The sequence below is a fragment of the Pseudomonas sp. NY15437 genome, from assembly GCF_048068435.1.
GTDB classification, from domain to species: domain Bacteria; phylum Pseudomonadota; class Gammaproteobacteria; order Pseudomonadales; family Pseudomonadaceae; genus Pseudomonas; species Pseudomonas nitroreducens_B.
In genome coordinates, this window is record NZ_JBLUQC010000007.1 from 97221 (window position 1) to 124038 (window position 26818).

Annotated in this window: 31 protein-coding genes; 14 read left to right on the forward strand and 17 right to left on the reverse strand. The window is 58.2% G+C overall.

Features of this window, described 5'->3' with window-relative positions; genetic code table 11:
• The 10 genes from ACNFIA_RS17245 to ACNFIA_RS17290 all read right to left on the reverse strand — a co-directional run bounded on the left by ACNFIA_RS17245 (position 1) and on the right by ACNFIA_RS17290 (position 7342).
• Positions 1–378, reverse strand: a complete 378-nt coding sequence (locus tag ACNFIA_RS17245) for a hypothetical protein (protein WP_037012921.1) — start codon at positions 376–378, stop codon at positions 1–3.
• A gap of 2 nt (positions 379–380) precedes the next feature.
• Positions 381–764 carry a hypothetical protein gene (locus tag ACNFIA_RS17250; RefSeq protein WP_416786953.1) on the reverse strand — a complete coding sequence of 128 codons (384 nt, stop codon included), beginning with the start codon at positions 762–764 and terminating at the stop codon, positions 381–383.
• A gap of 3 nt (positions 765–767) precedes the next feature.
• Entirely contained in the window at positions 768–1118 is a 351-nt protein-coding gene (locus ACNFIA_RS17255) for a hypothetical protein (protein ID WP_370601950.1), read from the reverse strand.
• A gap of 101 nt (positions 1119–1219) precedes the next feature.
• Complete coding sequence (locus tag ACNFIA_RS17260; protein WP_017520043.1) at positions 1220–1561, reverse strand: hypothetical protein; 342 nt, start codon at positions 1559–1561, stop codon at positions 1220–1222.
• Positions 1562–1597: 36 nt separating this feature from the next.
• Positions 1598–3409 carry a type IV secretory system conjugative DNA transfer family protein gene (locus ACNFIA_RS17265; RefSeq protein ID WP_416786956.1) on the reverse strand — a complete coding sequence of 604 codons (1812 nt, stop codon included), beginning with the start codon at positions 3407–3409 and terminating at the stop codon, positions 1598–1600.
• Complete coding sequence (locus tag ACNFIA_RS17270) at positions 3384–5594, reverse strand: helix-hairpin-helix domain-containing protein (protein ID WP_416786958.1); 2211 nt, start codon at positions 5592–5594, stop codon at positions 3384–3386. Before ACNFIA_RS17270 ends, ACNFIA_RS17265 begins: the two co-directional genes overlap by 26 nt.
• 2 nt (positions 5595–5596) lie before the next feature.
• Positions 5597–6088: a hypothetical protein gene (locus tag ACNFIA_RS17275; RefSeq protein WP_416786961.1), complete on the reverse strand. Its 492-nt coding sequence runs from the start codon at positions 6086–6088 to the stop codon at positions 5597–5599.
• Positions 6089–6235: 147 nt separating this feature from the next.
• Positions 6236–6511, reverse strand: coding sequence for an HU family DNA-binding protein (locus tag ACNFIA_RS17280; protein WP_416786964.1), 276 nt, complete (start codon positions 6509–6511; stop codon positions 6236–6238).
• A 113-nt stretch (positions 6512–6624) separates the two neighbouring features.
• On the reverse strand, positions 6625–6945 hold the full coding sequence (locus tag ACNFIA_RS17285) for a hypothetical protein (RefSeq protein ID WP_416786967.1): 321 nt from the start codon (positions 6943–6945) through the stop codon (positions 6625–6627).
• A 49-nt stretch (positions 6946–6994) separates the two neighbouring features.
• Positions 6995–7342 (reverse strand): hypothetical protein, encoded by a 348-nt coding sequence (locus tag ACNFIA_RS17290; RefSeq protein WP_416786969.1) that lies wholly within the window; start codon positions 7340–7342, stop codon positions 6995–6997.
• A 156-nt stretch (positions 7343–7498) separates the two neighbouring features.
• Between ACNFIA_RS17290 and ACNFIA_RS17295 the strand changes: the two genes are divergently transcribed.
• The 4 genes from ACNFIA_RS17295 to ACNFIA_RS17310 all read left to right on the forward strand — a co-directional run bounded on the left by ACNFIA_RS17295 (position 7499) and on the right by ACNFIA_RS17310 (position 10535).
• A complete protein-coding gene (locus ACNFIA_RS17295) occupies positions 7499–7924 on the forward strand; it encodes a TraR/DksA family transcriptional regulator (RefSeq protein WP_416786972.1) in 426 nt (141 codons plus the stop codon).
• Positions 7925–8048: 124 nt separating this feature from the next.
• On the forward strand, positions 8049–8612 hold the full coding sequence (locus ACNFIA_RS17300; protein ID WP_416786974.1) for a hypothetical protein: 564 nt from the start codon (positions 8049–8051) through the stop codon (positions 8610–8612).
• A 275-nt stretch (positions 8613–8887) separates the two neighbouring features.
• Positions 8888–9712 carry a hypothetical protein gene (locus tag ACNFIA_RS17305; protein ID WP_416786976.1) on the forward strand — a complete coding sequence of 275 codons (825 nt, stop codon included), beginning with the start codon at positions 8888–8890 and terminating at the stop codon, positions 9710–9712.
• Between the two features lie 88 nt (positions 9713–9800).
• Entirely contained in the window at positions 9801–10535 is a 735-nt protein-coding gene (locus ACNFIA_RS17310; protein WP_416786978.1) for a cold-shock protein, read from the forward strand.
• Between the two features lie 42 nt (positions 10536–10577).
• Here the strand turns inward: ACNFIA_RS17310 and ACNFIA_RS17315 are convergent, their stop codons facing one another.
• A complete protein-coding gene (locus ACNFIA_RS17315; protein ID WP_416786981.1) occupies positions 10578–11231 on the reverse strand; it encodes a hypothetical protein in 654 nt (217 codons plus the stop codon).
• Between the two features lie 154 nt (positions 11232–11385).
• On the opposite strand from ACNFIA_RS17315, the gene ACNFIA_RS17320 reads away from it, so the two are divergent.
• Together ACNFIA_RS17320 and ACNFIA_RS17325 are read left to right on the forward strand one after the other, a co-directional pair.
• Positions 11386–12588, forward strand: a complete 1203-nt coding sequence (locus ACNFIA_RS17320) for a GNAT family N-acetyltransferase (RefSeq protein WP_416786984.1) — start codon at positions 11386–11388, stop codon at positions 12586–12588.
• A 31-nt stretch (positions 12589–12619) separates the two neighbouring features.
• On the forward strand, positions 12620–13696 hold the full coding sequence (locus ACNFIA_RS17325; RefSeq protein ID WP_416786987.1) for a hypothetical protein: 1077 nt from the start codon (positions 12620–12622) through the stop codon (positions 13694–13696).
• 15 nt (positions 13697–13711) lie between these two features.
• Here ACNFIA_RS17325 and ACNFIA_RS17330 read toward each other — a convergent pair whose 3' ends face one another.
• The 4 genes from ACNFIA_RS17330 to ACNFIA_RS17345 all read right to left on the reverse strand — a co-directional run bounded on the left by ACNFIA_RS17330 (position 13712) and on the right by ACNFIA_RS17345 (position 16719).
• The gene (locus tag ACNFIA_RS17330; RefSeq protein ID WP_416786989.1) at positions 13712–14464 is read right to left on the reverse strand and encodes a hypothetical protein; all 753 of its coding nucleotides are present in this window, start codon (positions 14462–14464) and stop codon (positions 13712–13714) included.
• A 45-nt stretch (positions 14465–14509) separates the two neighbouring features.
• The gene (locus ACNFIA_RS17335; RefSeq protein WP_416786992.1) at positions 14510–15040 is read right to left on the reverse strand and encodes a hypothetical protein; all 531 of its coding nucleotides are present in this window, start codon (positions 15038–15040) and stop codon (positions 14510–14512) included.
• Between the two features lie 134 nt (positions 15041–15174).
• Entirely contained in the window at positions 15175–15714 is a 540-nt protein-coding gene (locus ACNFIA_RS17340) for an OB-fold protein (RefSeq protein ID WP_416786994.1), read from the reverse strand.
• Between the two features lie 84 nt (positions 15715–15798).
• On the reverse strand, positions 15799–16719 hold the full coding sequence (locus tag ACNFIA_RS17345; protein WP_416786996.1) for an Abi family protein: 921 nt from the start codon (positions 16717–16719) through the stop codon (positions 15799–15801).
• Between the two features lie 1383 nt (positions 16720–18102).
• On the opposite strand from ACNFIA_RS17345, the gene ACNFIA_RS17350 reads away from it, so the two are divergent.
• The 5 genes from ACNFIA_RS17350 to ACNFIA_RS17370 all read left to right on the forward strand — a co-directional run bounded on the left by ACNFIA_RS17350 (position 18103) and on the right by ACNFIA_RS17370 (position 22604).
• Complete coding sequence (locus tag ACNFIA_RS17350) at positions 18103–19023, forward strand: hypothetical protein (protein ID WP_416786998.1); 921 nt, start codon at positions 18103–18105, stop codon at positions 19021–19023.
• Between the two features lie 23 nt (positions 19024–19046).
• On the forward strand, positions 19047–19688 hold the full coding sequence (locus tag ACNFIA_RS17355; protein WP_416787000.1) for an XRE family transcriptional regulator: 642 nt from the start codon (positions 19047–19049) through the stop codon (positions 19686–19688).
• 189 nt (positions 19689–19877) lie between these two features.
• Positions 19878–20393 carry a hypothetical protein gene (locus tag ACNFIA_RS17360; RefSeq protein ID WP_416787002.1) on the forward strand — a complete coding sequence of 172 codons (516 nt, stop codon included), beginning with the start codon at positions 19878–19880 and terminating at the stop codon, positions 20391–20393.
• Positions 20394–20469: 76 nt separating this feature from the next.
• Positions 20470–21216: a hypothetical protein gene (locus ACNFIA_RS17365; RefSeq protein ID WP_416787004.1), complete on the forward strand. Its 747-nt coding sequence runs from the start codon at positions 20470–20472 to the stop codon at positions 21214–21216.
• Positions 21217–21800: 584 nt separating this feature from the next.
• Positions 21801–22604 (forward strand): hypothetical protein, encoded by an 804-nt coding sequence (locus ACNFIA_RS17370; RefSeq protein WP_416787006.1) that lies wholly within the window; start codon positions 21801–21803, stop codon positions 22602–22604.
• A gap of 7 nt (positions 22605–22611) precedes the next feature.
• Here ACNFIA_RS17370 and ACNFIA_RS17375 read toward each other — a convergent pair whose 3' ends face one another.
• Positions 22612–23259 (reverse strand): hypothetical protein, encoded by a 648-nt coding sequence (locus ACNFIA_RS17375; protein ID WP_416787008.1) that lies wholly within the window; start codon positions 23257–23259, stop codon positions 22612–22614.
• A gap of 67 nt (positions 23260–23326) precedes the next feature.
• Positions 23327–23572: a hypothetical protein gene (locus ACNFIA_RS17380; RefSeq protein ID WP_416787010.1), complete on the reverse strand. Its 246-nt coding sequence runs from the start codon at positions 23570–23572 to the stop codon at positions 23327–23329.
• Positions 23573–23892: 320 nt separating this feature from the next.
• Here ACNFIA_RS17380 and ACNFIA_RS17385 point away from each other — a divergent pair, with 320 nt between their 5' ends.
• From ACNFIA_RS17385 to ACNFIA_RS17395, 3 genes are all read left to right on the forward strand, one after another.
• The gene (locus ACNFIA_RS17385) at positions 23893–25011 is read left to right on the forward strand and encodes a hypothetical protein (protein ID WP_416787013.1); all 1119 of its coding nucleotides are present in this window, start codon (positions 23893–23895) and stop codon (positions 25009–25011) included.
• A gap of 134 nt (positions 25012–25145) precedes the next feature.
• On the forward strand, positions 25146–25652 hold the full coding sequence (locus tag ACNFIA_RS17390) for a ProQ/FinO family protein (RefSeq protein ID WP_416787016.1): 507 nt from the start codon (positions 25146–25148) through the stop codon (positions 25650–25652).
• A 145-nt stretch (positions 25653–25797) separates the two neighbouring features.
• Positions 25798–26607: a 3'-5' exonuclease gene (locus tag ACNFIA_RS17395; protein ID WP_416787017.1), complete on the forward strand. Its 810-nt coding sequence runs from the start codon at positions 25798–25800 to the stop codon at positions 26605–26607.
• Positions 26608–26818: the final 211 nt, after the last annotated feature.

Consider the following 26818-nt stretch of genomic DNA (forward strand, 5'->3'; position numbering starts at 1 on the left):
TTAGGGCTCGTATCGATTGCAGTAGGAAGGGGCGGGGATCAGTCCGAACTCGATCCAGATTCGTGCGCTTAGGCGTCCCAGCTTCCCTATCGCTTTCTGAACGGCCGGAAAATCGCTGGTCATGACGTAGAGGTCGCCGACTAAAGTGGAGGCCTTCAGGGCCAAAAAGCCCTGAGGCTGATTCCGGGTTAGGCGCTTGAAGAGCCACAGGCAGAAGAACGCGATCGCGAATGCCCAGAGGTTTTCGCCGGTTGTCTTGCTGACGATCACCAGCGGGAACATGAACGCCAGCAAGTCCTCCTGAGTCAGGCCGCCGAAGTTCACCGGGGAGGTTGCAAAGGCATAAGTCGATGACTCACCTGTGACTCTCAAGTGCATTTTTATTTGCTCCCAGTGGAGGCACCGGTCATGTCGAAACCGGCCAGGTTGCCCGCCTTGATCACGATGGTTTCGCCGAACAGGCAGATCAGAACCACCAGGACAAAGACCCACCAACCACGCGCCCCGGCGAAGAGTACGGAGATCAGCAGCATGCCCAGCCCTGCCCACAGGCCATAGCTAGCGATCAGTCGCCACCAACCCAGGAAGCTGTTGTTCGACTGCTTGGCGATTTCCTTGTCGGGAGCGAAGTCGCCGTCGAATGCCGCCATGGCAATCTCGGGCATCGCGATCATGAAGGCGGCAACCGCCAGGGCGAGGACCGCCAACGCGAAGCGTTTCAGATCCTCCGTTTTCAGTTGCGGCGCGAGGCCAGTCATTTGCATTGGTCAGTCTCCGACTCGAGTTGGTGTGAAAAACAGGCCATCGGGGGTAACGGAGTGATACCGGAGGCGTTTTTGCTCCGGCTGAAGCACTACGTTGATGGTCTCTTCCACGGGCCTGACCTGGCTGAGCATCCTTACGAGATCAAGTCCGGGAAGTGGGGCGCTGGCTTCGGCCTTTTTCAGTTCGTCCTGAGCCATGCGAAGGTTTTGCGCAGCGAGGGACAGGTGCTCAATGGCACGCTGGTATCGCGGGTCGCGCTGATCGATTACGTACGGGTCGGAGTCGGCAGCTGCATGCTGGGCCGTCATAGCCAGCAGGCAACCAACTCCCAAAGCCCAAGCGTGAACATTCATAAAGGGCCCTCCTTTCCCCAATAGTGGAAAGTGAGTGCCCCTTTTCTTGGGCTCCGGGTACGGCCGGCGTTGCACCGGCCATCAGCAGGGGAGGATAGGGGTCAGGAGGGACGCTTTTCTTGGAAAATTTGGCTCAGCCAGCGTCTGGTCCGATGGAACTGAGCCAGGACTACCTTGCCCAGGAAGCCGAACAGCTGAACGGTAACCAACGACAGTACGATCTGGATGTAGTTGAACACCGTGCGGATGAAGGCGTTGATGATCAGAGAAGTCAGCCCTCTAGTGGGCTGGAACGCCAACCCAAGCGTGATGATCACCCCGCCGATCGCCAGATATGCAGGCCAGCCGATTCGCTGGACGTGGAACTGAGTGATGTCCAGGAACCAGCTCCAGATGACGGTGAAGTCCCAATCCCAGTTCCGAAGCTTGTCTTGCCAGTTCATTGGCTCACCTCATTGGTCGAGTTTCGCATGCTAAATTCAGCCTCCAGTCATCAGGTTCAGAATTGCCTTGTTCTTCTCGTGGAAGCGTTGCCAGGCATTCACGCCCGATTTAGCCCGCCGCGGACGGCGGACTAGTCGCATGTCTTTGAAGTGCACGTTCGGGAAGGTGTTGCGCACCAGAGGCATCCGAACGCGATAGGTGCCAGACTTCGCCACGATGATCCCGTCGCCCTGGTCCAGAGATGCGAAGTCCTCCGGTTGCAGGATGTCCTCACGCGTAGCCTTGAATCCGGTACTGGAGCTGGAGCCCTCCGAATCGTTTGTGTAGAGGCCGGACTGCTCCGAGGCGTAGCTTTGCCCTGTGCTGCTGCCTGACGATTCCTGGACGAAGCGTTTGATCATGGTGCCCGCCAGCTTCACCGCGAACTCCCTTGTCTGCGCGTCCCTGATGTCGCAGTAGAGATGCGTCCAGCAGTTGCCCAGTACCATCTCCACAAAGGCTGGGGAAATGTTCTGCAGGAAGCCGACACCCTGGAAGGCGATGATGATCGGGACGTTTGCCGATCGAGCGAGCTGGAACAGCGAAACCTGGCTCTCGTCCATGAAGGACGGGTATTCGTCGAAGATTGCCGGACACATCATCAACGGCTTTTCTTTGGAGAGCTGGATCTCGCCGATCGCCCGGGCCAGGTCCGAGATGAACAGTTTGCCGAACAGCTCCACACCGTCCTTGTCGGCCAACGACGACATGGACAGCACGACGACCTTGTTTTGAAGGATCGCTTCCTTGAGATCGACATCGGGGCTGTAGGTGTTGACGATGCTGGAGTATTCGCTGTGTGCAAATGCCGAGAGCTTGGAGACCAGACCCTGCAGAAGTTGCTTGTAGCCCTTCAGGTTCCAGGCCGCATTTTGCTCATCGAACCAGAAGCGCAGGTAGCTGTGCAGCCACTCCACGCCGTCGTTGTGATAGATCGAGTCGGAGGTCCGAATGGCGCGTATGAAACTGAGAAGAAGGTCGAAGTCGCTCAAGACTGCGATGATGTCCTTGATGTGGAACACCGGTTCCCCGGGCTGTAGCTTCAAGGCGAGTACCGCGGCGGTCAGCGAGTAGCGCGCGATGTCAGTCCAGAATTCTTCCTTCGAGTTCGCTTGGAGCTTCATCGCGGTGGAGATGGTGGCGCGCACACCGCCCGAGAAGAACGGGTTGTAGGAGTGCGACATTTCCGGGAACTCGAAGTTGATGATCTGGAGCTCATCAAGCCGGCCAGCGGCTTCCATCATCCCGTAGATCGAGCCAGAGAAATCAGAGTCTGACTTCGCTTCGATTAGCAGAAGGCCTGCCCCTTTTTTTATCTGTTGTTGGATGATTGCCAGCAGCAGTTCGGTCTTGCCGGTCCCGGTCGCAGCCAGCAGCGCTACATGGCGCGTCATGATGTCATCGGACAGCATGAAGGGGATCATCGAGGGGTAGGTCTCGATCAGCTCGCGCCGGATATCGTCGGCCGTAGCGATGCCCTTGGAGGTGGTGATGGCGTCCACCCGGTCCTTCCACTCTGTCCAGGGGATGGTCTTACCCAGGAACGTTGACCGCCTGAAATCGCAGTCCGGAATTGGAGCTTCGGTGTAGCCAGAATCCCAAACGTCGGTTGTCGAGGACTCAGCTTCCTTCCTGTCGAGCATGAGCGACCAGATTGCACAGCCAGCGGCGATGGCAATCGTCAGTGGTAGCGGCATGAACGGGATAGCGGCCCCAACCAACGGCAAGCTGATCGCAATATTCCGCCGGCGCTGGATCTCCGCGTGTTCCGCGGCGAGCGCCTCAAGGCGTGCTGATTTGATCGACATCTGGGTTCATCCGTTTGATGAGGAGGGACCGCGCCTGTGTTGGCTCACGCTCCGTGTATCCAGTGAGCAGCCCATCGAGGGCGCCCACGATCAGAAGAGTGGTCCTGGCGCTGTTGAGGAGAGTGGAGAGGAGGGTGGAGTTGATTAGTGCTTGCTGACCTTCCCTGACCACGAGGACAACGACCTCATATACCCGGCCACGGAACAGCTTGGGTGTCATCACTGCCCCCTGAAACACGTCGAGGCGCTGCGCCAGGTTTAGACGGAACTGGTTCCCGAGGCGGTCGACTGCATCGAGTCGCTCAGGGTTGAGGTCTGCCGCTGTGAAGACAGAGAACGGCGGGTGGTTCGTACTTGCTACTGACTGCCTTACTACGAACGGCAATCCCTTGAACAACCCTTTCCCGTGAAACTCAACCAGCCGATCCTCGCCGGTGAACTCACGAGCAATTGCGGCCGCCATCGGCCCTAGCAGGTCCTCTCCGGCGTTACCCCGCGCTGAAGGTGCTACCACCCTAATGTCCTGCAGCGGGTCAATCTCAAGCTGTTGCGCGAACTCTCTCAGAACCAGCGGCAGGGTTTCGTTCAGGAGGGCGGTAGGCACCGGCAACCACGAAATTGCTTGGCACGGGTCGAAGCTCTCACTGTTTGCTTTGAGTGTGCCGCTCCAGATGCGGCGAGAGGCCTCGCGCTGATGTGTCCTCGCTGACAGCCAGAAGCTGGCCTGGAACGTGCGCGAAGGGCCCGCTTGTGCGATCTCTGCAAACGGTTGGCCAATGGAGTGTGCGGGTAGGTCTTTCACGGCACCCATCATGTAAACCCGACTGGTCTCCGGCACTGCGCGGAGGATGTTCACCATCTCCTCAATGCCCAGAGAATCCGCGCCAGCAATGATGAGCACGTCGGCGTTGATCGGCCGCTTCCCATGCTGCGCCGGCACACCGGTTTTCGGGTCGATACCGATCAGCGCTGAGTAGGTGAAAACGAGCGTGTCGTCGGTGATAAGGCGACTGACCTCGTCGGCCATCTCGGTGGTATAGGCGGAGTACACAGCGTCGGCGCCGAAACCAGTCAGGAAGAGGTCTAGACCCCGGATCACTGTCATCTGGTCGTCGAGGGTTTCGCACTGGACCAGAGCGAATCGCTCACTCAACAACGAACGAAGCCCTGCGGACAGGCTTTTGGTCGCTTGTGCGTCGAGCCCCAGCGGCTTGAGCAGCTTCGCGGCCATCTTCTCCGTCGGGACCAGGTCCTCAAGGTCGGAGGAGCCAAGGCCGGCCCATTTCTGTACCAAGGTGGCAAGTGACTTCTCCGCGTCATGAAGGCTGAGCAGCTGGAGTTGTCCATTGCTGGCGTGCACGACTTTTGCCATCGCAAGATCGGTTACCGCTTGGGCGATGAGTGGCCTGATCTCATCCTTCGTCAGCCGCAGCATCTTCATGACCGCCTCGATCAGAGGGCGTCCTTCGACGTAGCTGTGCCCAAGCCAGGCCTCTCGGCGTAGCACGCCAATCACTGCCCCCTTTACCGCTGATACGGTGTTGCTGGTCACCCCGAAGCGTTTGGCCAGGTTCTGCGCTGAAGAGAAGAGGATGTCCTCGAAATGGACATATAGGAGGTAGGGGTCCTCCTTCAGCACCTCACTGAGGTTTGCTGCATAGCCCAGCCGCCGCTGCAGGGTAGCCAGCTTGGCCGGGGGGATGCCTTCGACATCAATGTGAGCCAGAGCGAGTTGCTCGCTGCGCTGGGTTGCCCAGGCCTGGCCGAGGGCTTGGGCTTCCGGAACCGAGATGCCGGCCTCAACGAGGCGGGAAGGCGACTGGTCCAGAATTGGAATCAGGTTCTCGCCGAAATGCTGGACTGCCTTGCTTGTAACGCTGCGGGGAACCTTTGTCAGATCGCTGAGATATCCAACCAAGGATTCGACCTTGGCCGGTGGCATGGAAGTGAATTGGCTGACATCGAAATCAGCCCCGTCCAGGTCAGGAACCCGTTTCCCGTAGAGGATGTAATCCTCATAGAGGATGGCATTGCCGAAGTTGCCCGTGGCGGTAAATGAGGTGTTGTCGTCCCGTCTGAACGTGCATACCGACCACGGGCCGGCGGGGTCACGGAAAATAATATCGACGAGAGTGCCGCGTTCGCGGTTGAGGGACTCAGCCCCATTATCCTGCTGTGGTGTCATGCTCATCCGCTTGGTTGTGCGCGGCCGCTGTTCATGGTCCGCACGCTCTTATGGACGCCGTTGAAGCTTCGCGCGATCTGGTTCGCCAGGTCCGTGCGGATGGCTGCTGCTTCGCTCACCAGCCCTGGGTACAGGCGCGTCAGCCCAACGAAAATGTCGAAGTCCACCAGCAAATCCACCGCCGGCAGTACCTGCTCAGCGATTACCAGGGACTCGTCGTAGGCCTGGACTGCCTCCATTCCATTGAACAACCCCGTCGGGTCAGTGAAGAGGAAAGGGCGGAGCTGGCGCAGGACCTGGTTCCTGGCATGCTCAATTTTGGGAAGCAGTTGGCCTTCGGCGACGCGAACCTCTTGTCGGCTTTTGCAGCTGAAAAGCATGCCCGAGGCCTTGGCCAGGAAGTGGGGGAGGGAGGTGTTAATTGTCGCGGGCCAGGTACTCCCGTCGACCAAGAACGCCTTCGCGTCCGGAGTGTGGATTTGGATCGGTTTCATGTCTTCGTTCCTTTTGCGAATAGTCGGGTGGGAGTGGCCCTTTTTCGTGGGTCACCGACAAATTGAGTCGTCAGGATTATCGTTGCTCCAGCGATTCTGCAGGCAATAAAAAACCCCGCCGGAGCGGGGTTCTACGGAGCCGTTGCCTCAGCTGTTGACAGCGTCTTTCAGGCCTTTACCAGGGGTGAAGCCCGGAATTTTTTTGGCGGCGATCTCGATAGTTTTGCCGGTTTGCGGGTTACGACCGTTGCGAGCAGCACGCTCTTTGACACCGAATGAGCCGAAGCCTACCAGGGCCACAGAGTCCCCTGCCGTCAACGCAGCGGTCACGGTTTCGATGAGTGCATCGACTGCTTTTCCGGCGACCAGCTTCGAAATGTCAGCGTTTTCGGCAACAGCATTGATGAGGTCCTGCTTGTTCACTGTCTCAACTCCAGATTGGATTAGGGAGGTAGGCAGTATAACTACCGATCGCAGCAGTCCAACTCAAACTGAGTATGGAATGTTCGGCCTGTCTCTCGCAGGCCGAAGTTTGATCAGAGCAGGCTAGATCCAAGGGCGCCGGCCAGGAAGCCAACACCAACCAGCGGCAGGATATTCGCGATGGTCTTCGAGCCAGCCCGATGGAATAGATATCCCGCGCCCCACGTGATGGGCGAAATCAGGTAGGCAGCGACGAGTTGAACCGAGGTCAGTCGGATCGACAGAGCTGCATCACTTGCAGGAACTGTCCCAATCATGGCGGCCAATGCCAAGGCCGCGACCGCCAAGCACAGCAGAACAGCCAACATGGCGTTCTCGCTGTATTTGAATGGGCCGACATGGATCTCGTTGGCGCTTTTGAAGGTTTCAGACATCGCGCATTCCTCGTGACTCACGACTCAAGGGTAGCAGCACCTGCTCGAGCTAGACAGGGGGATGAAGCTGCTGAATTTGCTCTTCAGCGGTCCTGAGGACTTCGAAGACTTCATTCGAGCAGCCGTGGGCGCTAAGGCCTTCCATCGCGCGGGCGAATGCCTTTGCGTGTGCCTCGGCGAGCTCCACGGAGTCGAAGGCGGCCTGGATCTGCGGATCAGTTGCCACAGGTGCAAGCGCTACAAGCCCATTGGCGTAGAGACGGCTTTCCCAGTGACTCGGTTCGACGCCGGCGGCTCGGAAGTAGATGAAGCTGAGTTGATCGGCCAGGGTGTACGCGGCGGCGCCATAACGCTGGTCGAATGCCTCGCGGCCGTTGGGGGTGGTTTGAAAGTTCATTGCTCTCTCCTGTGACTTGTGTAGAGAGCAAGTTAACGGGCGGGCATCTCTCTTCAAGTGACGGAACATCCCGGATTTCACCAGGACCTTCTGACTTGAACGAAATTTGAGGCTCGTTAGGATCAGGCCACTCACCAATCCTTCCCGGTTCAGAAAATGACTCAAGTGACCATCACACAAGAGCAGCTGTTGGCCATGCCAGCCTCGGACTACATGTCGGCTCCGCAACTCGCTTTTTTCAAGCATCTCCTCCTGAATCGAAAAGCGAAGCTCCAGAAATTATTAAGCGATCGTGCAGAAACTCTCCGCGGCGAGTCGGACAATCGCCTACCGGACATCGCAGACACCGCGAGTGTGGAGGAACAGCGTTCAATGGAGCTGCGAATGCTTCAACGCTACCAGTCTGAACTGAAAGAGATTGGTTGCGCGTTGGATCGGATCGAGGAGGAGGCATATGGATGGTGCGAACAAACGGGCGCGGAGATCACGTTGCCGCGCCTGCTGGTCGCGCCAACCGCGAGCCTCTGCGTCGACGCGCAGGAAACGCTTGAGCGCCGAGCTCTACATCAACGCGTTGCCTAACCGCGGGTTTTGGGGGGAGCTGCCCCCCAACATCTACCGCTCCGCTCCTGTCTCCTGCACTACTCAAATCACGCTCTAAACTCAGTCCTATCTCGGCGATAAGTCTCCAAGCAGGAGCTGCTGCATGGACGCAGGTCTTCGCGTTCCCCTGTGGGTCTCTGGTCTCTTGTATCTTGCGGCCCTCGGCATCGCTTTGTTCTGTTTCAGTGCCGGGCTGCGTTCCGTGTATCTCCTTGGGGCCTCAGCACCGAATGGTTGGGCTCTGGGGGTCGGACTCTGGTTCATCACCAACCACACCCTCCAGTTGCTCATCATTCGACGTCGGCGAAGGTATAGCGACGGGCGTGAGTTTGGTGTCGACCTGGTCAACTGCAGCATGCTCTTGCTGGCATTCGCAACCCTCAATTTCCTTGAATCGCCGCTTCCTCTCGGCCAGGTGTGGGTTGTGTACCTGGTTTTCCTTGGCTTGCCCCTGGTTGCTGTGATCAATCGAGTCGGGAGGGGAATAACGTGGCGCGGGCTTCAATGGGTGATCAGCGCTTTGGTAGTAGTTTCCCTCGGCGTGGACTACTTCAGATTCGGGATGCTGGTGCGCTTGTTCTCCCCGGATGTCACCAACGCAGTGCTGCTCGTGTCCATGTTCCTGCTCCTATGGGCGCGTCACTTCTGCGTGCAAATCGATCCCTAGACGAGGGGTGAGGTATGCGAGCTTTTGCACTGCTGGCCTGCATTTGTGTCTTAGCGGGCTGCACACACGAGCCACTGAGCCGTGGGTTACCAGTTCAAAATCAGAAGTGGGGATCAGAACCCAAAATCCAGTTCCTGGGTGTTGGAGGGTGGCTGATTCACTGGCGTGGGGAAGGGGTGCTGCTGGCGCCTTCGTTCAGCAACCCCGCAAGTTTTGGGCTCCTTGGGATACCGCCAGCCCATGTGATCGCGAACAACGAGCGCATCGATCGCCTCATGCCCCCGGCTGAAGACGTCACAATGCTCCTCGTCGGCCACGCGCACTACGATCACCTGCTGGACGTGCCGCGGATTCGTGAGAAGCACACTCCGCACGCAACCGTATACGGCTCAGAGACTGTGAAGCACATCCTGGCCGCGGCGAGGACAGCGGATGGTCAGAAGATCTTCCCGCCGGGCTCAGTGGTGGTGCCGGCGATGGACCAGATTGCTGATCACCGAAGGCCCGACCTGCCAGGCACCTGGTTCTACTCCGGCGGAGGCACGCTCAAGGACGGCGATCGCCATTCGCCTATTCCGCCTGGCTTCATACGGGCCATGCCAGTCACCAGCATGCACGCCGGCCACCTGTTCAGGCACAACTTCATAGGCGGGGAGTATTGTTGCAAGGACCTCGACCAACTCCCCACTGGGATACTGGACTGGAAGCTGGGGCAGGTAACCATTTCCTGGCTGATAGATTTGCTGGGGGAAGATGGCAAGCCCGTGTTTAGGCTGTACTACCAGGACTCAGCTGCAGAACCAACATTCGGGTATCCACCACTGATCGCAGATTCTAAGCCAATCGACGTTGTTGTGATCTGCGGCGGAGGATGGAATCAAGTGGACTACTATCCGACTGGACTCCTCAAGGTGACAAAGCCACGTTTAGTGATTCTGGGTCACTGGGAGAACTTTTTTGGCAACGACCCCGCTACTCCAGCGCGCACGATCCCGTTCCTCAACTACGACGGTCTCCTTGAGCAATTGAAGCCGTACAACTTTGTGGTGCCAGAGCCGATGTCGGATGTCTTGCTCCCGCCACCTCTTGTCGCGGACTGACCACTCAAGATCCGCTCTGAATGCGAGAAGCTTTGACTTATGCTCCGGACCGTTACAATCCCTACCGTGACGACTGGAGATCGTGGCCATGAGTAAGGATTTGAACACTGCTGAGGAGATGACCGGCTACGTGAAGCGTTTCGACGTTGAGCGCGGGTTTGGCTTCGTTGACGGAGCCGATGGCAACTCCTACTTCCTACACATCAGCGAGGTCCGCGGTGGTGAGATACCTGATGCTGGTCAGCAGGTGCAATTCACTCCTACCGCCACAGAGAAGGGCCCCGCTGCTATGGCTGCGAGCCTCGGCCAGGCTCCGTCGAAGTATTACGTCGACCTCACGAACTTCATCGTATCGTCTACGGACGTCCTCCCTGGTGGTGATGTCGAGATCATCGGCAGCGTGCATTGCCCTCTCATTGGCGCGTTCATGTCCGCCGGCGATGCCGAGCGGGAGCTTGTGAACTGCGCCAAGGCACGGGGGGCGAATGCGATCATCAACTTCCGTATCCATCGGTCGAGCCAGCCCAGCCGGGACAACCCGAACTATCTGCAGACTGTCTATTCCGCATCAGGAGAGCCGGTGTATGCACAGCGAGTAGCGTTCTCCGCGGACGCGGATCTCCTCGAACGCGAGTACGCGCGAGTCAACGCCAAGCTGGCTGCGTTCTCCCGCCAAGAAGAGCGAGACCAGACTCCGATTGTTGGCCGGGTGAGTAAGGGCACGTTGGCAGAGATCTGGGACTCGGCTTTGTTGCCTTCGCTGAGACTGGGAGGGAAAGCCTTGGAGTGGGGCTGGAAACGGCTTCAATCCCGCCGCACTTAACCAGAAGGGCCGGCTAATTGCCGGCCTTTTTCGTTTAGGCGTTCACAGGTTTGCAAGCTTAGCGAGTAGGACCTTGACCTCGCTGTAACCATACTCCTGCAGGAATTCATCGTACGTTGTGGGGTACCGGATGATGGCCTGGGCGTAATACTTGAGGGGCACCGCCACATCTTTGGCATTCAGGTACTCCCGATCTATGAAGTGGTTGAGCACAAGCATGTGGTCAAAAAATGCCTCAAAGGCATCGCGGATGAATTCCTGCTGTTTGCTGAAGCCCAATCCTTTTTGCGCCACCGCAAGTGCTGGCCGGAGTTCATTCCAATGCACGACATAGGGGTTTCCAGCGTAAGTGAAGGTACGGCCTGACCAGTCCATCATTCGCATGGCTGCTCGCGCCAGGGGGTCAGAGAAGACCTCGTTGATCATGTCATGCGATGCCGCGAGCTGGCGCTGTCGGTGATCCTCCTTCCGCTGCTTGACCGACTCCTCTGCAGTTCTTAGGCCTCGAAATAGCCCAACAATCGCAATTAATGCAGCCGTAAGACCGCCCGCAAGATCGAACCATTCCTTAAGCGTGGTCGGCCCGAACGGTGGCGGTGCCTTCGCAGTTTCTTCTGCGAAGGCTTGCGCCATCGGCGCAAGCATCATCAGTACGTAGGTCCAGAAGACGTAGAGCCTCTTCCTTGGGGCAACCATGATGAGACACCTCTGAATGGTGGTGGCACATTCACGGTAGTTGGCGAGAGAGGAGTGTGCACATTGGCGTTTGGACGTCCTCTTTGAAATCCGCCGGCGGACGTTAGACTCGCCTATCCCCAACCATCCTTTCGATTGACGTAGAGGTGCTCTGTTGAAGGGCGAATTCTCGAGTGATGACCTGAAGCAGCTGTTCGCGCTGCTCTCGGAGAAGCATCCCGAAGGCGGTACAGTGCCTTCACCTCGCAGTAGGTGCACAGAGGTCGAACAGAGACTCCTCGATAACGACTCGATCGAGCGGTCCGACTTCCAGGACCTGGTTACAGCCACTGATCGCCGAGCCTGGGGACAAGCCGGGCACTATGCGCCAGCGCTAGCGGCCTACTTTAGAATCAGCGAAGCGAGCCTGTGCCGGAAGCCCCAACACGTCGATGACCAGGTGTTCCTGTTTCAGGGCTTCTGTGCTGCAGACGCTGTCGCACTCCTGATCTACATGGAGAGCCTGGGCTTCCGGGTCTTCCCCGAACGATTGGTTGCCAAGCTGAAGAAGCGGCTCATCAATAAACCGGTGATGACCGAGTCCGAGTACCGGATCTGGACTTATGAGCAGTCTCGTGAGCGTCAGAAGCAGGTCATCAAGTCCAGCGCGATTGTTCGGCCAGGCTTTCCTGAAACGAAAAGCCACAAGGATCAGGCTGGTAACCGAGTGACCCTGACTCTACAGGGTGAAGAGGCGCTGTACCTTGAGGTGCGCGGTGCCCGGTATCGCGAGTTAAGGAACGACTTCAAGGTCTGCGAATACTGTGGGTTCGGATATCTAGCCAGCAGCCGGAGTGACCGGGTTGCCCATCGTAGTATCCACCGGGCCACTGAGCGGGTACTTGATCCGCCCCCCAACAGACTGTTCGCCGGCAAACTCACGACCGGGTTCGCAGGCGAGGAAGTCGGCCCCCAGCAACCGCAGTGGATGCATCGGGAGGTATTCAGGCGCGCAGCCCGTTTTCGGGAGGACTTCGGTTACGACTTCATTCAGTGGCCGGGGAATGGAACTGCGAAGGCCTCTGTCGACTGGCGTGGTCACCTCATCCCGGCGGGGCAGGACGGCACCATTGCTGGTGCCTGTGCCTTCAGTCGGCGACCTGAGGCCGATCAGTACGGCAGCGAATGGGCACTGGCTTGGATCTGGCTGGCGCCTTCCTACCGCCGGCAGGGCCTTGTGCGCGCTCGATGGCCCAGATTCCTGGAGCTGTACGGTGATTTTTGGATTGAACGCCCGTTGTCTTCCGAGATGGAAGCGTTCGTCAGGGTGCATGGCAGCGAGCTACAGAAGCGCTGGTTGAAGGAGAACGGTGCGTGAGCCAATCGCTCGCACCTCGAGGAGTTTGTTCGTGACCACCATCAAAGCAGTGGATCGTCGTGATCCGATGGTCTTCCCGGCCGAGGACTATGCGCTCGCCTGGGTAGCGTGCCTTGCCGGCTATTTGCCTGGCCTGAAATACCGTAGCCGGGAAGCTCTTCTCCGGCTCTCCGGTTGGCCTCATTGGAACGACATGGTTGCGGCTTGTAATCCGGCCAAGCACTGTGTCACCGAGGATATCGGGAGGAACCCGGCCCAAAGGCTAGCAAGCCTCGCCGAGCACCGCGCCATCCTCATCCATGAGTTCGGTGTGAAGCCGGCTTTCGCCAACACGTTCTTGTGGGCGAACCCCCTGGGGTCGTATGACTTGGTTCCGCTGCGGGCTGCAGCTGAAGGCGCGCTGTACGATGAGGGTGAGCGCCCGTCCGACAAGCTGGGCGAGATCCTTGATCGCCTCGATTCCGAGAACCTGGCGCTGATCCCGGGGACTGAGGACAACATCATCCGGGCGTTCACCTACACCTGCGACCGGGTCTACTTGGCAATGTTCGAACACCTGGGTTGGGCACTGAAACTGGACGACGGGAGCGATTTCGGCATCCCTCCGGGCCTGCCTATCTCACGCCTAGGTGATATTCAGGACCCGGAGCTAGGCGCCGTTCCCGTCTTCCTCACTGGAATGACACCTGATCCGTACCTGCCGTCAGACGAAACCACGAATGCTATCTACAACTGGATCACTTCGCCCACGGGCGGCAAGCAGACCACCGCGGTGGTTCTGTTCCGGCAACCTCAACTCCAGGTGATCGACAAGATCGAGACCTCGATCTTCGGCAGCTTCATTGAAGGCCATAGCGCGTTTCATCTCACTCTAGCCGCTACATCCAAGTCGCTTGGGAGTGTGGTGGGTGATGTAGTGCCGGGCGAGAGCCTGCCGGTGCCTGAGCACCAAGATTGTGGGTTCGAGTTGGCTATGCGCTTTGTACGGGCAATGGAGCGCTATTGTGATTTCCCTGAACTGCACATGGACGGCATCGCTCAGCCGGTGGTGATGGCCGGTGGTACCGGCTGGGGTTGCCTGAAGCTTCCGGTGCGAGCTATCGACTGATGAGCCAGGAAGCGGCTACCGACTTTTCCTATTCCGCCAGTGCCCAGCAGGGCTGAAACAAGCCAGCGCCTCGTCATTGAGGATCAGCACCAGGTCATAGACAGTGAAGGCACCGACCAGCTGCAGTTCCAACTGCAGTTGGTCATCAGCCTGGGCTTGAGATATTGGCTGTTCACCCCAGTTGTCATAGACCAGCAGCCAGTTCCGATCGTAGGTCCTAAATCCTGCCTTCAGAATGCCCTCCATCTTTTGGCCAACAAAATGAGCCATCGCCTTAGCCCAAGCGACGGCGCCATCGCCGGCGAAGCCATCTCCTCCCTGAAGATGGCGAAGGCTTTCATCCTGTTCAAGCCGGATCTCCTCCTCGAGGATCTGCTTTAACTGCTTGGCGGGCAGTTGAGGGGAGCCGGGAATCTCCTTCCTTGCCCAGGCAATAGAAGGCGCCTCCGGGGTCCTTGCACGAAGCACTTCAAGGCTGGCGAACGTCGGCGAGACTGCCTCGACGATCTCTACGCCGATTGTTTCCACCGGGGTCTTGATCACGATGTCCGGCCGATCGCTGTGAAAAATCTCGGCGGGGAAGGCCAGAGGAAGGTCGCGGCCGCACTTCAACGCCCCCAAAATGCAGTGAATTTCCGTATGGTCGTGGTTTCGCTGCTTGTGCCTCAGCGGAACCGTCGTGTCTATCGAATTGAGGGCTAAAACGCGATCGGCCAACTCGGCAGGGAGTGTGATGAGGAGATAGGGTTTTCGCCGTAACGAGGGCATGCTGGTCCACCTTGAGCTCAGCTTCGCCCCATTATTACCCCTTAGTCAGTGCGCCGGCAGGGGCGGGCGCGCCAGCGGGAAAGTTTGCTCCACCAGGAGAATGTCCCCGAACGGACGGATCGACTCCCAAAGCGTGCAAATAGTGTCCTCGGGCATCTGCTGGAAACCGGGCCACTCGCGGTGCGGGTCGAAGACACCAATCTCGAACTCTGGGTGCTTGAAAGCTACAGCCCAATGCCAGGCGTCCGCACCGCTGGGGGACTTGTGGCGTACCTTCAGAACACAGAGACCGGTGAAATCTGACCAGCCTTTCCAACGGCGAGTTGCTGTGATCAGGCCCGCGGTGGCCAGTGCCATCCTCATCTCCCCAGAGCTGGTGGAGAAGGGCACGCGACAACCGCGGCGTACTCCAAGTCCTTGGGAAATGAAGTGCTCGCGGGCTTGGGCGTATGTCTTTCCCCAAACCATCGCCAGGCATGCAATGCCACAACCGAAGCGGTCGGTCTGCATGATCTTCTGTACACCACAGCGGGTCTGCCAGTGTTCATCAGCAGGTTCCTGCAGGTCCCTTTCCATCGGTTCTGCTCGATGCCAATACTGGCCACGATGGTACTGGTAGAGCAGCGCGATGCCGGCTCAAAGCGAGACGTTAGTTTCCACCCATCCGCGAAGGGGCACGAGAGTAAACGATGGGACGGTTACTCTGGCGATTACTGCTGGCGCTGTTTGGGCGTGTCTACTTGAAGCACCAGGCACTGGTCTGCCCCAACGAAATAGTTGCCTTGTTTGCCGGTCACCCTGCACTGCAGCAGAGCCTCCTGCCCCTTCCGGATCTGCGCAGCTGTGTCAGTAGGAGGTACAAGTACGGGTTTTCCGTCCTTACCCTCAGCAAACTGAGCCTCAAACAAGCTGGCAAGAACCTCTTGGGGGGTGTACAGCTCCTTCCGCAGCCCGTTGAGATGGACTACAGGCTGTTGCGAGCGGCGGTCCTTGCTCAGGTTCGTGACAATCCCAGCAACCACGATGTACTTGCCCTTGAACTCCTTGTCGGCCGCGAACTCATTGCTTCCGTAAGCTGAGTACAGATTGATGGCTTCAACGACAGGTGGGTTCCGCATAGCCTTGAGAGTCTCAAGACGGGCCCTGACCGCCGGGTCGACATTGCCGAACGTGTCAGTAATTTCGTCCGCAACGGTGGCGCCGGAGGCAAGCAGCGAAGTCAGGAGCAGCGACAGGGCGAAGTGGTTCATGCGGAATCCCTTTGCAGGTTGGTGCTGGGTCGCCATTGGGGAAAGGCGACCGCGCGAGGTTTCGTTTTCTTGGCCAGGCTGTCATCACTGCCAAAAAGGCCGCTGCTCCCAGCCGATGACTAGGCCGAGCACGGCGGGAGTGATGCCGGCTTTGTTCATGCTGCCGAGCGGAAGGCTGCTGATGACCACTTTGAGTTTTTGCTTCCAGTCGGAGGTCGGGTCGATGACGTTCATCAGGGCTTGGATGGCCACCAAGCGGTTGAAGACGCGTCCTTGGTCGCGCTGTTGCTGATTGAATTCCGAGACGATGGACTTGGCATGCCTGGGGCTGTCGGCGCCGACGTTGTTATTCCACACTCGACTATGGTGAGCGCAGAGGTTGCGTAGGAGGGTAGTGCTCTTGAGCCAGGACTGCAGGATTTCTTCGTTGTACCCGAAGCAGCTGGCGATCGCCTTGCGATGGTCCAGGTGCAAGCTGCTAAGCAGCTTTGAGAGCTGGCCGATGGACAACTGCTCCAGCACGATCCACACCGGAGGCAGGGCGGGACTGTTGTAGTTGGTGTAGTAGTGGTCGACCGACAGCACCTTGTCACGCATGCCTAGTACGTTGCGCAAAAATTCGCGGTGCCCTGTCATCGAGTGGAAGTGCACGGCATCCAGATAGAAATGCGATCCGCAGGCCTTGTCGTTGGCGAGGGTGTTTGAGATGGCGGCGCGGAAGGCGACCTCAATTCGCTCGATGGCATCCATGCAGACCAGGCGCAGCTTGCGGTCGAATTCGTAGAGGGCAAGCACGTCGGTGAAGCAAACGCCGGGGTAGAACTGTTTATTGGCGTCCTGCAGCGGGCGCATGTACATCAGAAGGCGGTGGTAGCCAACGAAGTTCAGTGCCTGGGTGGCGGTGGCTAGCTGTCCACGGGTGGATAGGCCCTTGCTGCGCAGATGGCGAAGGAGGGCGGGGACGTTCTTGGCTGGCTTGGCGTAAGGTTTGCGAGGGTGGGGCACGCCTGAGCATCCTGCTTTTCTGGCCCTAGAAAAAGCTAACCCCCTGGTGCGCAGTTTCGAGACCGATGGTCCCGTCCGAGGCGTGGGGGTTATTCTTGAGACCGATTAAACCTGTTTACGTACGTAAATTCAACTGATTGTTGAATTACCGGTTCGGTGAAGACTTCGATGCTCAATTCGGGAGGAATGCGGCACGGTAGACGGTCTGCGCTTCGTTTCGACCTCGGCAGCGATTCGGTGAAGCAATCGGCCGTTAATCGGACTTCGACTTGGATTCGGGCGAGTTTGAACAACTTTTCCTAGATCCAGCCGCGGTATCAACCTAAGCGCGCCGACGCCCTCGATTGGCAGCGAGCGCAGGGCTTCGTCTTGGGGCCGAGCGCTAGAGGGCGACCATGTTGGGGTAGCGACTGCAACCACAGCGGCCATTTTTTCGGAATAGCTGTGACCGATCAACGCCGAGCCACCTGGGATGCTTTCCCAAGAATCTGGCATTGGAGCTGCTGAGGTAGGCATCTCAACAGGTTCGGCGATACTGTCTGTATTTGACGCGATACCCCAAACAGCCTTGGCACCTGGTCGAGGCGCTTATGGATCTGAATGGGATAAGGGGCAGCATGGTTACTCACTTCAGCGTGGCCACCGGCAAAGTGGCTTGCGGCCGGAACAACCACTACGTCTCGGGAACGCGGGAAAAGCAGCGAGTGAGCTGTAGGAACTGCCGGAGTACGGAGGTATTCAAGACCCACCCTGACGTCCAGGCTGACTCTGGGGGCGTCACGTCGGGGTCTACATACAACTGGCGTCATGCGTGGGCAGTGGCCGTCAAGATCCACCGGCCTCATGATCGCCTGCCTCGTGGCATCAAGCCGGTGGTTCTCCAGTAAGGCGTTCATCGCTGGCAGGCAATTGGCGAATCGCCCCACCCGGGACGGCTATGGCCCCGTGGCCGGAGAGGGACTGATCTCCCGCGACCGAGTCGGGTCCTCATCGCAATGCAGCTCTGTGATGCCTCCAGCGCGGTTGATCAGCTCACGAATCTGGTCTTCAGTAGCTGGCTGATCGTCGTCCAGCCACAAGTCATCCTCATCCTTGCTGATCCAGGTATCACCAGCGCTCCAGGTGATTTGTCCGGTATACCCAAAGACCCGGCAGAAGCCATAGTCAGCGTGGAGCAGCTCCAGCGGATCATTCGTGAGCGCTCGCTCCTTGAACCGACGCTGAGATTCGGTAATCTGCACCTGAGCGCTGGCCAGCGCTCGCACGCCCACCCTGGGCGAAGGCCGGTTTAGGCCATGGCTTAAAGGATTTCATGCTGAAGCATTGCCCTCCCGGCAGTGTGTCTAGTGGGCGTGACACAAGATTGCCGTCAAGGAGCATGCTTTGACTACTTCCAATCGCTTCCCCTCCGGCGCCTCCACCGAACAGGTCAAGAAGGACGCCAAGAAACTCGCCAAGGCCAACTCGATACCACTCCATGAAGCGCTCGATCGGGCTGCTGCAGAACATGGGGCACCGGTGCCGTGGAATCGAGTTCAGGAGTACCTGGCAAGCCAAGACAATGAAGAACTGCTGGCGCGATTCACCCTCCCTCTGTCCGCCGGCGGTGATTTTCTTGTGTCGATAACCGTGCAGCGCCCGCTGATCTCGGTGACAGGTGTTGTAGCAGTCGGGAAGTCGATCAGTGCAATGCTCATTGCCGAGCAGTTCCTGGCGCAAACCCGCGGCCGAGTTCATCTCGTGTCGGCTTACGATCTACCGGCTGATAACGATCAGGTCGCATCCGAATCATCGTGGGGGCATGTCTGGAACAGGCTCAAGTCCGAATATGGGAATCGTTGCCTCCAAGTATCGAGTACCAGGCGCCCAGGTGAACATCTCCCGGGAGAGGCACTCGATCTGACATCGACTCGCCCCGACCGGGGGGATTTGGTGATCGTCGATGAGCGTAACTACGGGGCACGTGGGCAGAGCTTCGAGGAGATCGCTTCGGTGGCTCGGATGTGGCGAGTTGGAGTCGTTCTCTGCAAGATTGGTGGCCCTTGGATTGGCGAGATCACCCGTGAGTCTGCCGATGGGGGACCCTTCACCGTTCACGTCGAGTGCTTCCGCGCGCCGCGCACCGAAGAGACGACTCTGCTGGTCACCGAGCTCCTGACCAGAAAGCGGGGTAGCTGTCGGGTCGTGCCTGGGGCTGATTTCGGCTCGCCCGCCAGGCGATTCCGATTCGACTGGAGCACTCCGCAGAAGATCGAGGATTCGCCTGTCACCCGCTCTCAGACCAACACCAGGAGTACCCATTGAAAAACCCTAAGGATGAAAGCCACATGGCCCGCGACATGGCTTCTGCGTCGAATCAGGGGATCGATGCCTTCGGTGCGCGCCTCAAGGTGGCCATGAACGGGGTATCACCGCGAGCCTTTGCTCAGCAGTGCGAGATGTCTGAGGGCGCACTGTGGAGCTACCTCCGCGGTAGCACCTTCCCAACTCTGGATCGCCTCGATCGCCTGGCCAAGGCCTGCGGACGCTCCCCTGCCTGGCTCGCCTTTGGTGTGGACGCTCCGGTAGGCCATACCGAGAGCGATCTTGCCTTTGTCCCGATCTACGAGAGCACTTGTGCTGGAGGGCATGGCTCATGGCGCGCACGCGCCAAGCAGATAGGGGCACTTCCTTTGCTGACGTCGGAGCTGAAACGGAAAGGCGTCGAAACCACCGACCTCTCCGCTTTGTCGTTGCCGGCGGAAACGGTGGTTTTCAACCATTCCCTCGCGGCACTCCAAGGGGACGGGCGCTACGTTCTGGACTTCGATGGCCAACTCTGCACCCGACGTCTGCAGCGTCAGTTTGACGGCTCCGTGCTCATCCTGGGGGAGGAGCAAGGATTCAAGGACATGCTGGTCCCCCGGCACCATGTTGACCAGATCGCAGTCGCCGGCCCATGCATTTGGGCTGACACCTGGCTGGTCTAGTGATCCGTACCGGCGTGCTTCCAGGAGAAAACCCAACACTGGTTCAGCGCGGCGTGTCGGATTGCATCCGGGCCCGCAGTCAGTGGAGTTAGATGGTCAACGCCGATGGTGGTTTGGCCTGGGAAGCGAGCTTCTGTATCACCCCGGAAGCCGGGGTTCGATTCCAGTTTTCAGCAATGGAGCCTGTTGATGGGTGAGCACGAGAAGGAAAGGATGTCCGGCTGGGAGCGATCTCTAGTCGAGGTGGTCGAGGCTGAGGTTGAGCATCTGCGCGAGCTCGATGCTGATCAGAGCGGCGATGTTGAGCCCGGTGACGTGGGCAGGGTGCTGAGCAGAATCGGTGCCCTGACAGATCTCGCCGAGGTCGATGGGCTGGCGCTGGGGGATGGTGCTAAAGCTAAGCTGGCGCATCTGGACGCTGAAGCGCTGCAGGTCATGAGGGACCGGACTGCGCGCACCCACTCCCAAGGACCGGCCGGTGAGGGGCAGCTGGCGGCCGCCAAGGCACTCTTCGACGCAATTCTCTTGAACCTGCCTGCCCTCGCCGCCGGCGAGGAGACCGGTTTTGCCATCACGATTTCGACGCAGGCCTACGAGGACCTGAACCGTCATTGCGGTGATCTCGATGGGTTCAGCCTGATATTGAGCTTGGTCCGGGTCCAGGACAGTCGCGCGATGCAACTCGCCGGCAACCTCAGAAAGTAGACCCCGGCTGTTGGGGGCTGCACATGGGAACGCTGCGGTAGCCTGTATTCATGCGTCGGACTGGGATGATAGAGCCATGAATCTGAAGTTGATTGTCGAAAAGGAAGCACTGCGCGCGGAAGCCCTATTGGCGGGCTACTTGGGGCTGTCAGCTGGCAGCATCGATCTAGCGGACTTCGAGGTCGATTACATGAAACGCGCTTCCCCGGAGCTGAAGCGCTGCGTCCGACTGATCCAGGACCTGGCTGTCTCCGAGGCCTCAAAAACCGTTGCGCACAATCTGGTGGAGGCCGTCGACAGCCTGGCCTTGTTGGTGAGGGCACCGCAGATGGCCAGGCCTATCCAGATACTGTGGGATCTAGAGGAGGGTATTCGCCACACCCCGCTGAACGTGGTGCGCCACATTCTTGCCGTTGCAGGTGCCGTGGCCCTTGGAGTGTGGGGGACTATCGAGAAAGGAGGGGCCGTCGACCTTGGCTTGGGGGTGGGCGCACTGCTGTTGATGCTGTCCTTCGCCTGCAGCTTGAGCCACGTCCGTGATTCGGGCCATGGGGTGGTCATGGGGCTCCTTGCTGCCTGCGGCATCGGCGCCGTCGTCCTGTTCGCGAAGGGTGTGCTGATCGCCTTCCTGGTGTTCGCAGTTGCTGCTGCAGGGTTCTTCCTACGCGACTTCGTTCAATGGGCGAGCAGCGCAAAGGCAGCACCAGGAGTCCACCGCAATGCAGTGGTGGGTGAAGGGGATTACTCGCTCGAGGAACTCTACGACATGAGTGGCGCTCCCGGGCCATCGCTCACTGGGTACGATAAGGGCGACAACGAGTGATGGCTTCCGAAACGCGGAGCCTCAACTGAGGGAAAAGGTGCACGTACAGACCTTGATTCCCTTTCGTAAACGGTCAGAGCATCGGGCAGAGTCTGGCGAAGAGTCCTTGGTCCAGTTTCGGCTACTCTTGGTTCTCGAACCTTCGCCGGTGTCTCAAGTTTTTCAGGAGATCATCATGTCCCCCGATTGGATCACGCTCCATGTCTTTCAAGACTCGAGCAATCCCCAGGCCTCGTATGGACATTGCGAGATTGATATAAGGCCTTCGAACATCCTAAGCATGGTCGAGTTGAGGCCTGACGCTCGGCCGAACGGCCTCAAACAGCAGACTGAACATCAGCAAAGAGGGGCGACGTGCCTCACGCTGAATGAGCCGGATGACTCTGTGATTGAGAATGATGATTCCTCCTCAGTTGCGCGGGGTCTCCGAACGATCGTCGTGTACGAAACCTTGCCAGAAATCCGCGCGCTTCTAGGCCGATAGAGGCCTATCGCCTCATTCTCCCGGCACACCTCCATTCCCTCACCTAGCATCTGTTGAGGCGACGCTCTACAAACAAGACGAACAAATGGAGGTGGTCGTTATGGCGAATTACCTGAGACTGGGGCGTCTCGCCCTTTTTGCCGCTGTTGTTGGACTCAGCGGCTGCTCCCATCAGTTGCCTAAGCTAGATGTCCAGGCCATTGATGAGGCCCTGGACGCCTATTCGTGCCCAGCCAATCTGCCCCCTAAAGAGCGGCAGGACTGTGTGAAAGCCTACCATCCTGAGCCCGACACACAGGCAGGCCGTGAGCTGCGCCTCCTTCGTGCGTATCTTTTCTTGGGTAGCACTGCGCACTATGGCGCTAGGCGTTTCGCTGTGTACTCGGACGCCCCGGCCGACGACGCCAATCAGTTGATGGGGGCGATCGCATCATCTGTTGAAGGATTGACCGTGCTTGAAAACGAACGGACGGAGCCTGCTGGGGATAGCGGAAGCCTTTTTCGGAGCAAGGTCCTCTATAAGGTCGATAAGGTAGACGTCTTTCTCCGCATCGTGACCACTGTCGATGCGGCAACGAAGCCGGTTATACGGGGGGTGACAGGAATGCTCGTCCTCAATAGCACCGTGGACCGCATCAAGAATGGCGCCAAGCTCGTTCGAGATCTGGGGGTGGACAAACTCTATGCGTCCGCTTACCAGGATGGAATGGTCCAGCTCCGATATGTTCAGATGGCTGGTGTCCCATACGATACTGCGCGAGGTCAAATTCTCGCCCGCCTGAACACATCCTGTTTGGCACTCGCTGCTCTGGCAAAACGCACCGAGCACTCCTGTGGCAAGACGGTAGAGGCTGCAGGGGCTGCTGCAGGAGTGGCTGCTACGCCTGTAGGGGTAGCACCTTAGACCTTGGTCATGGTGTGGGCGGCGCGAAAACGGTGATCGCCTTTGCAGCCCACTCGTATTTGGCCTGGTCCACTTTGATTTGGCCTTGGGCGTGCTCACCAACGACGCCCAGGACCAGGTCGAAGATGGTGTCCTCTCCCTGGACCATCCTGAATGTGAATCCGTACTCGATCCCATCAGCCGTCGAGGCGGCGTACGTCTCGTGTTTCAAGCTGGGCGCGGCCGCCGGCAGTAGTGCTTGAAGCGAAGCCGCGATCTGGCGAATCGATCCCTCACAGTTCCCATGCGTGAGAGCGATCGGTGGGAGCCCGTCATCGGTATGGCCGAGTACGCGCCAACGGACCCCGCCGTATTCCCCAATCGAGCAGCTGCAGGTTGTGTCCTCGTGCAGTAGCGCGGCGGCGAGAACCTTCGACTCGTTGTGAGCGAGCATCACGAACGTGTCACCGCTGATCTCGGTTTCGATCAGGTGTGGAGAAGGTCCCTCCAACTGAATCTCTTCGTACATCGCGACCTCTGCCAATACCTGCTCGTTCTGGCGTGCATCGATGGGGTAGAGAGCTTCGCAATCGTCGTACCGTACCCGCATGCAACGCTGGACGTCGAAACGGGTGAAGGTCAATGGCGATTGAGACAAGGAAAGGGCGGTGGCCATCGTTGGGTCCTCAGTGAGTCCTGTGTGATGGGCTCATGCTCGGTGCCACTGGAGTGTGGCACCACACTTAATTTCGGACCGCCTCCGAAGCAAGCAAGAAAGCGAACCCTAGAGCTACCGACTCGATCGATACGCAGAGCGTGGTCACGAGGAGGGTGCCGGCGCCCATGGCCAGGCCGATGAATCCACCCTCAGTTAGTGCGATGGGGATCTGGGTGAGCACCATCTGAATGACCGAAAAGGCGAAGGCCACTGCACTGGCGAAGAGCAGCATGGCCTGGAGAGCAAAGGCAGTACGGGAGTCGTTATACATGGTGCGTCCTCGATGCTGGTGGTGACTCCGAATCAGCAGACCATGAGGGGGCAATCCGTTTCAACCGAAGTACCTGCAGGTACTGCTCTGCAGTTTGCCCGGGGTCCGCAACGCCGCAGTTTGAGTCTGCCAGATGCCCTTCAACCCCCGCCTGGTCGGGACACGTGAACCAAGCGTGTCAGAGCCGTCTGCCGGTCGCCGAGCCTCCGTATACACAGGCTCAACGAGCCCAAGCGCTGAGACGGTCTGCAGCGGATTCTCTGTCGAAAGCTAATATTAATGGATCGTGGTGTCCTAGTTCCGAATCTATGAGGGCCATTATGAAACTTCCTGTATATGTTTTTAGCTCTCAAACTCGCGCTGACGAATGGATTTCTGCTGCAGCACCAATTTTAAGGTCGGTTGAACGCGCTAGAGAAATGCTCACTCGCCTCTGTGGATTCTCTTCTTGGGAGGTTTTTACTCTAGCAATCGGGCGAATTAAAGCGAGCGAATATGACGAGGAGGTAGGCGAAAAAATTCTCCTGCAACGTCAAAAGTGGTACGTCTTGATTTTAACCAGATATTACGATCTGGATAATGATGCTGCAAGGCACTTCATCAGTTCTATGTCCCCGTCTATGAAGGGTGTATTCTTATGCCCTTTCGAAGTGTCAGATGACAACTACATTAATTACAACATTGACTCAACCTTCTCGGATAACTATCAGGGCTTAGATATTGATCAGCTAATCGGGTCGATTTCGCAACATTGGAGTTCTGACCCGCGACGGTTGCAATCAAGCTTTACGATATCGGGATTAACTTGGGTGCATACATGGGAGAAGGTCTTAACGAAGCTCGGATGGCTCGTGAGAAGGTGCGAGGAGGAGGATGGGGAAGAGTACGATAATTATTTTCCTGATATTGGTCAGCCTTCACTATCTACTTATGAAGGCCCTACAAATAACCCTGTCCCCATTTATCTCTGCTCCGCTGTCCGCACCCCCGGAGAGTTGAGACATCCACCAACTCTCCTTTTTATGAAAGCGTGTGTCGGTGACCTAATTATGAACTGGCCGGACACGAGGTATTGCATAATATTTTGGGGGTATCCCCAGCGAGCGACATTCAATAGAATTCCATATTGCTGTCTCGGCGTGCTCTATGATGCGCAATTGAATAGATGGAAAGACCTCTTTTTCAATGAGGACTGTAATTCATTCGGTCGCTTATTAGAACTAAATGAATCTGTTACTGATATTATTTCTGGACAGCCAAAATTAGCAGATGTCGCGTTCAAAATGAGCACCAGCGTCGCTCATGAATTTTGTCCATCGCCAGTCGGGGCGAAGGAGTCTGATATACATTTGGAAATTCTTCAGATCAAAAAAGGATGGGAGCGTGTGAGAGCAGTCTACGGCGCTGGAGGACACTCGAACGTCTATCTTGGATGGTGAGAACTTGGCCCAGGCCCGCCCCACAGCGGGTTTTTTCGTTGGAGCTTTCAGTCTGCAGGGCTGAGGAGTGCGTCCAAGGGCAGCATGGAATACCCTTGCGCCACGCAATCAACCTCTAAGCAGTGAATTGAACGATGGGTTTTGAACAACTAGCTGAGCTACGTGATCGCCTGCGGGCTGAAAAGGAGCAGGCAAAGTCCGATAGCTCGAAACACCCCAAGCGGAAGTCCTCCCCGCAGGCTAAGCCTCGCGACTACGATCCTGCGGTTGAAGCAATCTGGCGGTTGCAGAAGCACTTCCCACAGGCTTTCCCCGTCAATCCGGCCCCCAAGGTTCCACTCAAGGAGGGGGTTTTGAAGGATGCTGAGCAACACCTGGAGCTGCTCGGATTGACCATCGAACAGCTCAAGTTAGGCATCGCTACCTGGTGCCGGGGAACTCGATACTGGGCTTGCATGGTGGAGAACGCGACGCGCCTGGATTTGAGCGGCCAACCAGCTGGCACGGTAACGGCAGCTCAGGCGCTGCATGCGAAGCGGCAGGCTTCGAAGCAACGCGGGCAGGACCGTAGAAAGCGTGAGAAGCTAAAACCGACCACGCCGGCTACCGACGTTAGTGCCTCGGATCAGGCTACGGTCTGACATCAGTCGCACTCTAAACCCAGGTGTCCCCTGCAGCTCCCAATCACTTGGGTCTGCAGCAACTGTGGAAGTCCTTACTCAGCCGTCGAACCAGGCGCGCTGCCATGCCGGCTGGCGTGGAATGCAAATAGCGATTGGGGGGAGCATGGCCAGAACTCGGATTCACCTTACCCCGGCCGAAGCCGAGGAGAAGGGGTTCCTTTGCTGTGCTCACCTCAAGGCCCGCCACCGCCTTATGCCGGGGCCGGACACCCGGCCCGCGGGCAGCGTCTGGCAAGGTCATAGGGCCTACCACGTCTACAACCCGGCCGAGTGTGTGCCGTGGCGTTGGGAACCTGGTCCTGCCCAGCTTCGCCGCCAGGCAGTCGCCGCGCAGGCCCAAGAGCTACTTGGCGGCGACTGCCTCACGCTAGACACCGAAACCACAGGCGTTGGATATGACGCCGAGATCTGCGAGATAACGATACTCGACGTGACCGGCGAGCCGATCCTCGACACGCTGGTACGTCCTACCTGGCCAATCCCGGCCGAGGCGACCGCGATTCACGGCATCACTGACGACCTGGTGGCCTCCGCGCCAAGCTGGCCCGAGGTGGCTGAGCGGTACGCGGCTCTCATTGCTGGTCGCACCGTCGTAGCGTACAACGCCGCTTTTGACGTGCGGCTGCTGCAACAGACCCATCAAATTCACGGCCTGACCGCCCCAATTCTGAAGACCGCCTGCGCGATGCTGATGTATGCCGCGTGGCACGGCGAATACGATCGCGGCCGCGACAGCTGGCGCTGGTTGAAGCTGATCGACGCGGCAACCGTCTGCGGGGTGGCAGAAGCTGGCGCACACCGAGCCCTTGCTGACGCGCGGATGACGCTGGGCGTGCTGCGCTATCTACGGAAATGCGCGAATGGGAGACGGCCGCCAAGGCGGAATGTGCCGGCCGTTGTGCAGATGACATGATTCTTCCCTCCGCAGGAGTCGAGGGGTCGCCGATCGGTGGCCTTCCCAGTCACAACATACATGAGCGTGTTACTTTCTGGCTGGCGCTCCCCTTGGACTTTTTCACCCGATGCCGACCTCCCAAAAACTAATACCACCTATCACAACATACATGTGGGGTATCGGACCAATCTTCGACTCCCTTCCCCTGAAAGCCCCACCTTTCCGAACC

Coding starts and splice junctions, on each gene's coding strand:
- ACNFIA_RS17295 (WP_416786972.1), top strand. CDS start 7,499: ATGACTCAAGTGACCATCACACAAGAGCAGCTGTTGGCCATGCCAGCC.
- ACNFIA_RS17315 (WP_416786981.1), bottom strand. CDS start 11,231: ATGGTTGCCCCAAGGAAGAGGCTCTACGTCTTCTGGACCTACGTACTG.
- ACNFIA_RS17265 (WP_416786956.1), bottom strand. CDS start 3,409: ATGTCGATCAAATCAGCACGCCTTGAGGCGCTCGCCGCGGAACACGCG.
- ACNFIA_RS17340 (WP_416786994.1), bottom strand. CDS start 15,714: ATGAACCACTTCGCCCTGTCGCTGCTCCTGACTTCGCTGCTTGCCTCC.
- ACNFIA_RS17275 (WP_416786961.1), bottom strand. CDS start 6,088: ATGAAACCGATCCAAATCCACACTCCGGACGCGAAGGCGTTCTTGGTC.
- ACNFIA_RS17285 (WP_416786967.1), bottom strand. CDS start 6,945: ATGTCTGAAACCTTCAAAAGCGCCAACGAGATCCATGTCGGCCCATTC.
- ACNFIA_RS17395 (WP_416787017.1), top strand. CDS start 25,798: ATGGCCAGAACTCGGATTCACCTTACCCCGGCCGAAGCCGAGGAGAAG.
- ACNFIA_RS17365 (WP_416787004.1), top strand. CDS start 20,470: ATGAATCTGAAGTTGATTGTCGAAAAGGAAGCACTGCGCGCGGAAGCC.
- ACNFIA_RS17305 (WP_416786976.1), top strand. CDS start 8,888: ATGCCCCCGGCTGAAGACGTCACAATGCTCCTCGTCGGCCACGCGCAC.
- ACNFIA_RS17250 (WP_416786953.1), bottom strand. CDS start 764: ATGCAAATGACTGGCCTCGCGCCGCAACTGAAAACGGAGGATCTGAAA.
- ACNFIA_RS17375 (WP_416787008.1), bottom strand. CDS start 23,259: ATGGCCACCGCCCTTTCCTTGTCTCAATCGCCATTGACCTTCACCCGT.
- ACNFIA_RS17370 (WP_416787006.1), top strand. CDS start 21,801: ATGGCGAATTACCTGAGACTGGGGCGTCTCGCCCTTTTTGCCGCTGTT.
- ACNFIA_RS17335 (WP_416786992.1), bottom strand. CDS start 15,040: ATGGAAAGGGACCTGCAGGAACCTGCTGATGAACACTGGCAGACCCGC.
- ACNFIA_RS17355 (WP_416787000.1), top strand. CDS start 19,047: ATGGCCCGCGACATGGCTTCTGCGTCGAATCAGGGGATCGATGCCTTC.
- ACNFIA_RS17255 (WP_370601950.1), bottom strand. CDS start 1,118: ATGAATGTTCACGCTTGGGCTTTGGGAGTTGGTTGCCTGCTGGCTATG.
- ACNFIA_RS17390 (WP_416787016.1), top strand. CDS start 25,146: ATGGGTTTTGAACAACTAGCTGAGCTACGTGATCGCCTGCGGGCTGAA.
- ACNFIA_RS17260 (WP_017520043.1), bottom strand. CDS start 1,561: ATGAACTGGCAAGACAAGCTTCGGAACTGGGATTGGGACTTCACCGTC.
- ACNFIA_RS17360 (WP_416787002.1), top strand. CDS start 19,878: ATGGGTGAGCACGAGAAGGAAAGGATGTCCGGCTGGGAGCGATCTCTA.
- ACNFIA_RS17385 (WP_416787013.1), top strand. CDS start 23,893: ATGAAACTTCCTGTATATGTTTTTAGCTCTCAAACTCGCGCTGACGAA.
- ACNFIA_RS17300 (WP_416786974.1), top strand. CDS start 8,049: ATGGACGCAGGTCTTCGCGTTCCCCTGTGGGTCTCTGGTCTCTTGTAT.
- ACNFIA_RS17380 (WP_416787010.1), bottom strand. CDS start 23,572: ATGTATAACGACTCCCGTACTGCCTTTGCTCTCCAGGCCATGCTGCTC.
- ACNFIA_RS17290 (WP_416786969.1), bottom strand. CDS start 7,342: ATGAACTTTCAAACCACCCCCAACGGCCGCGAGGCATTCGACCAGCGT.
- ACNFIA_RS17330 (WP_416786989.1), bottom strand. CDS start 14,464: ATGCCCTCGTTACGGCGAAAACCCTATCTCCTCATCACACTCCCTGCC.
- ACNFIA_RS17270 (WP_416786958.1), bottom strand. CDS start 5,594: ATGACACCACAGCAGGATAATGGGGCTGAGTCCCTCAACCGCGAACGC.
- ACNFIA_RS17245 (WP_037012921.1), bottom strand. CDS start 378: ATGCACTTGAGAGTCACAGGTGAGTCATCGACTTATGCCTTTGCAACC.
- ACNFIA_RS17310 (WP_416786978.1), top strand. CDS start 9,801: ATGAGTAAGGATTTGAACACTGCTGAGGAGATGACCGGCTACGTGAAG.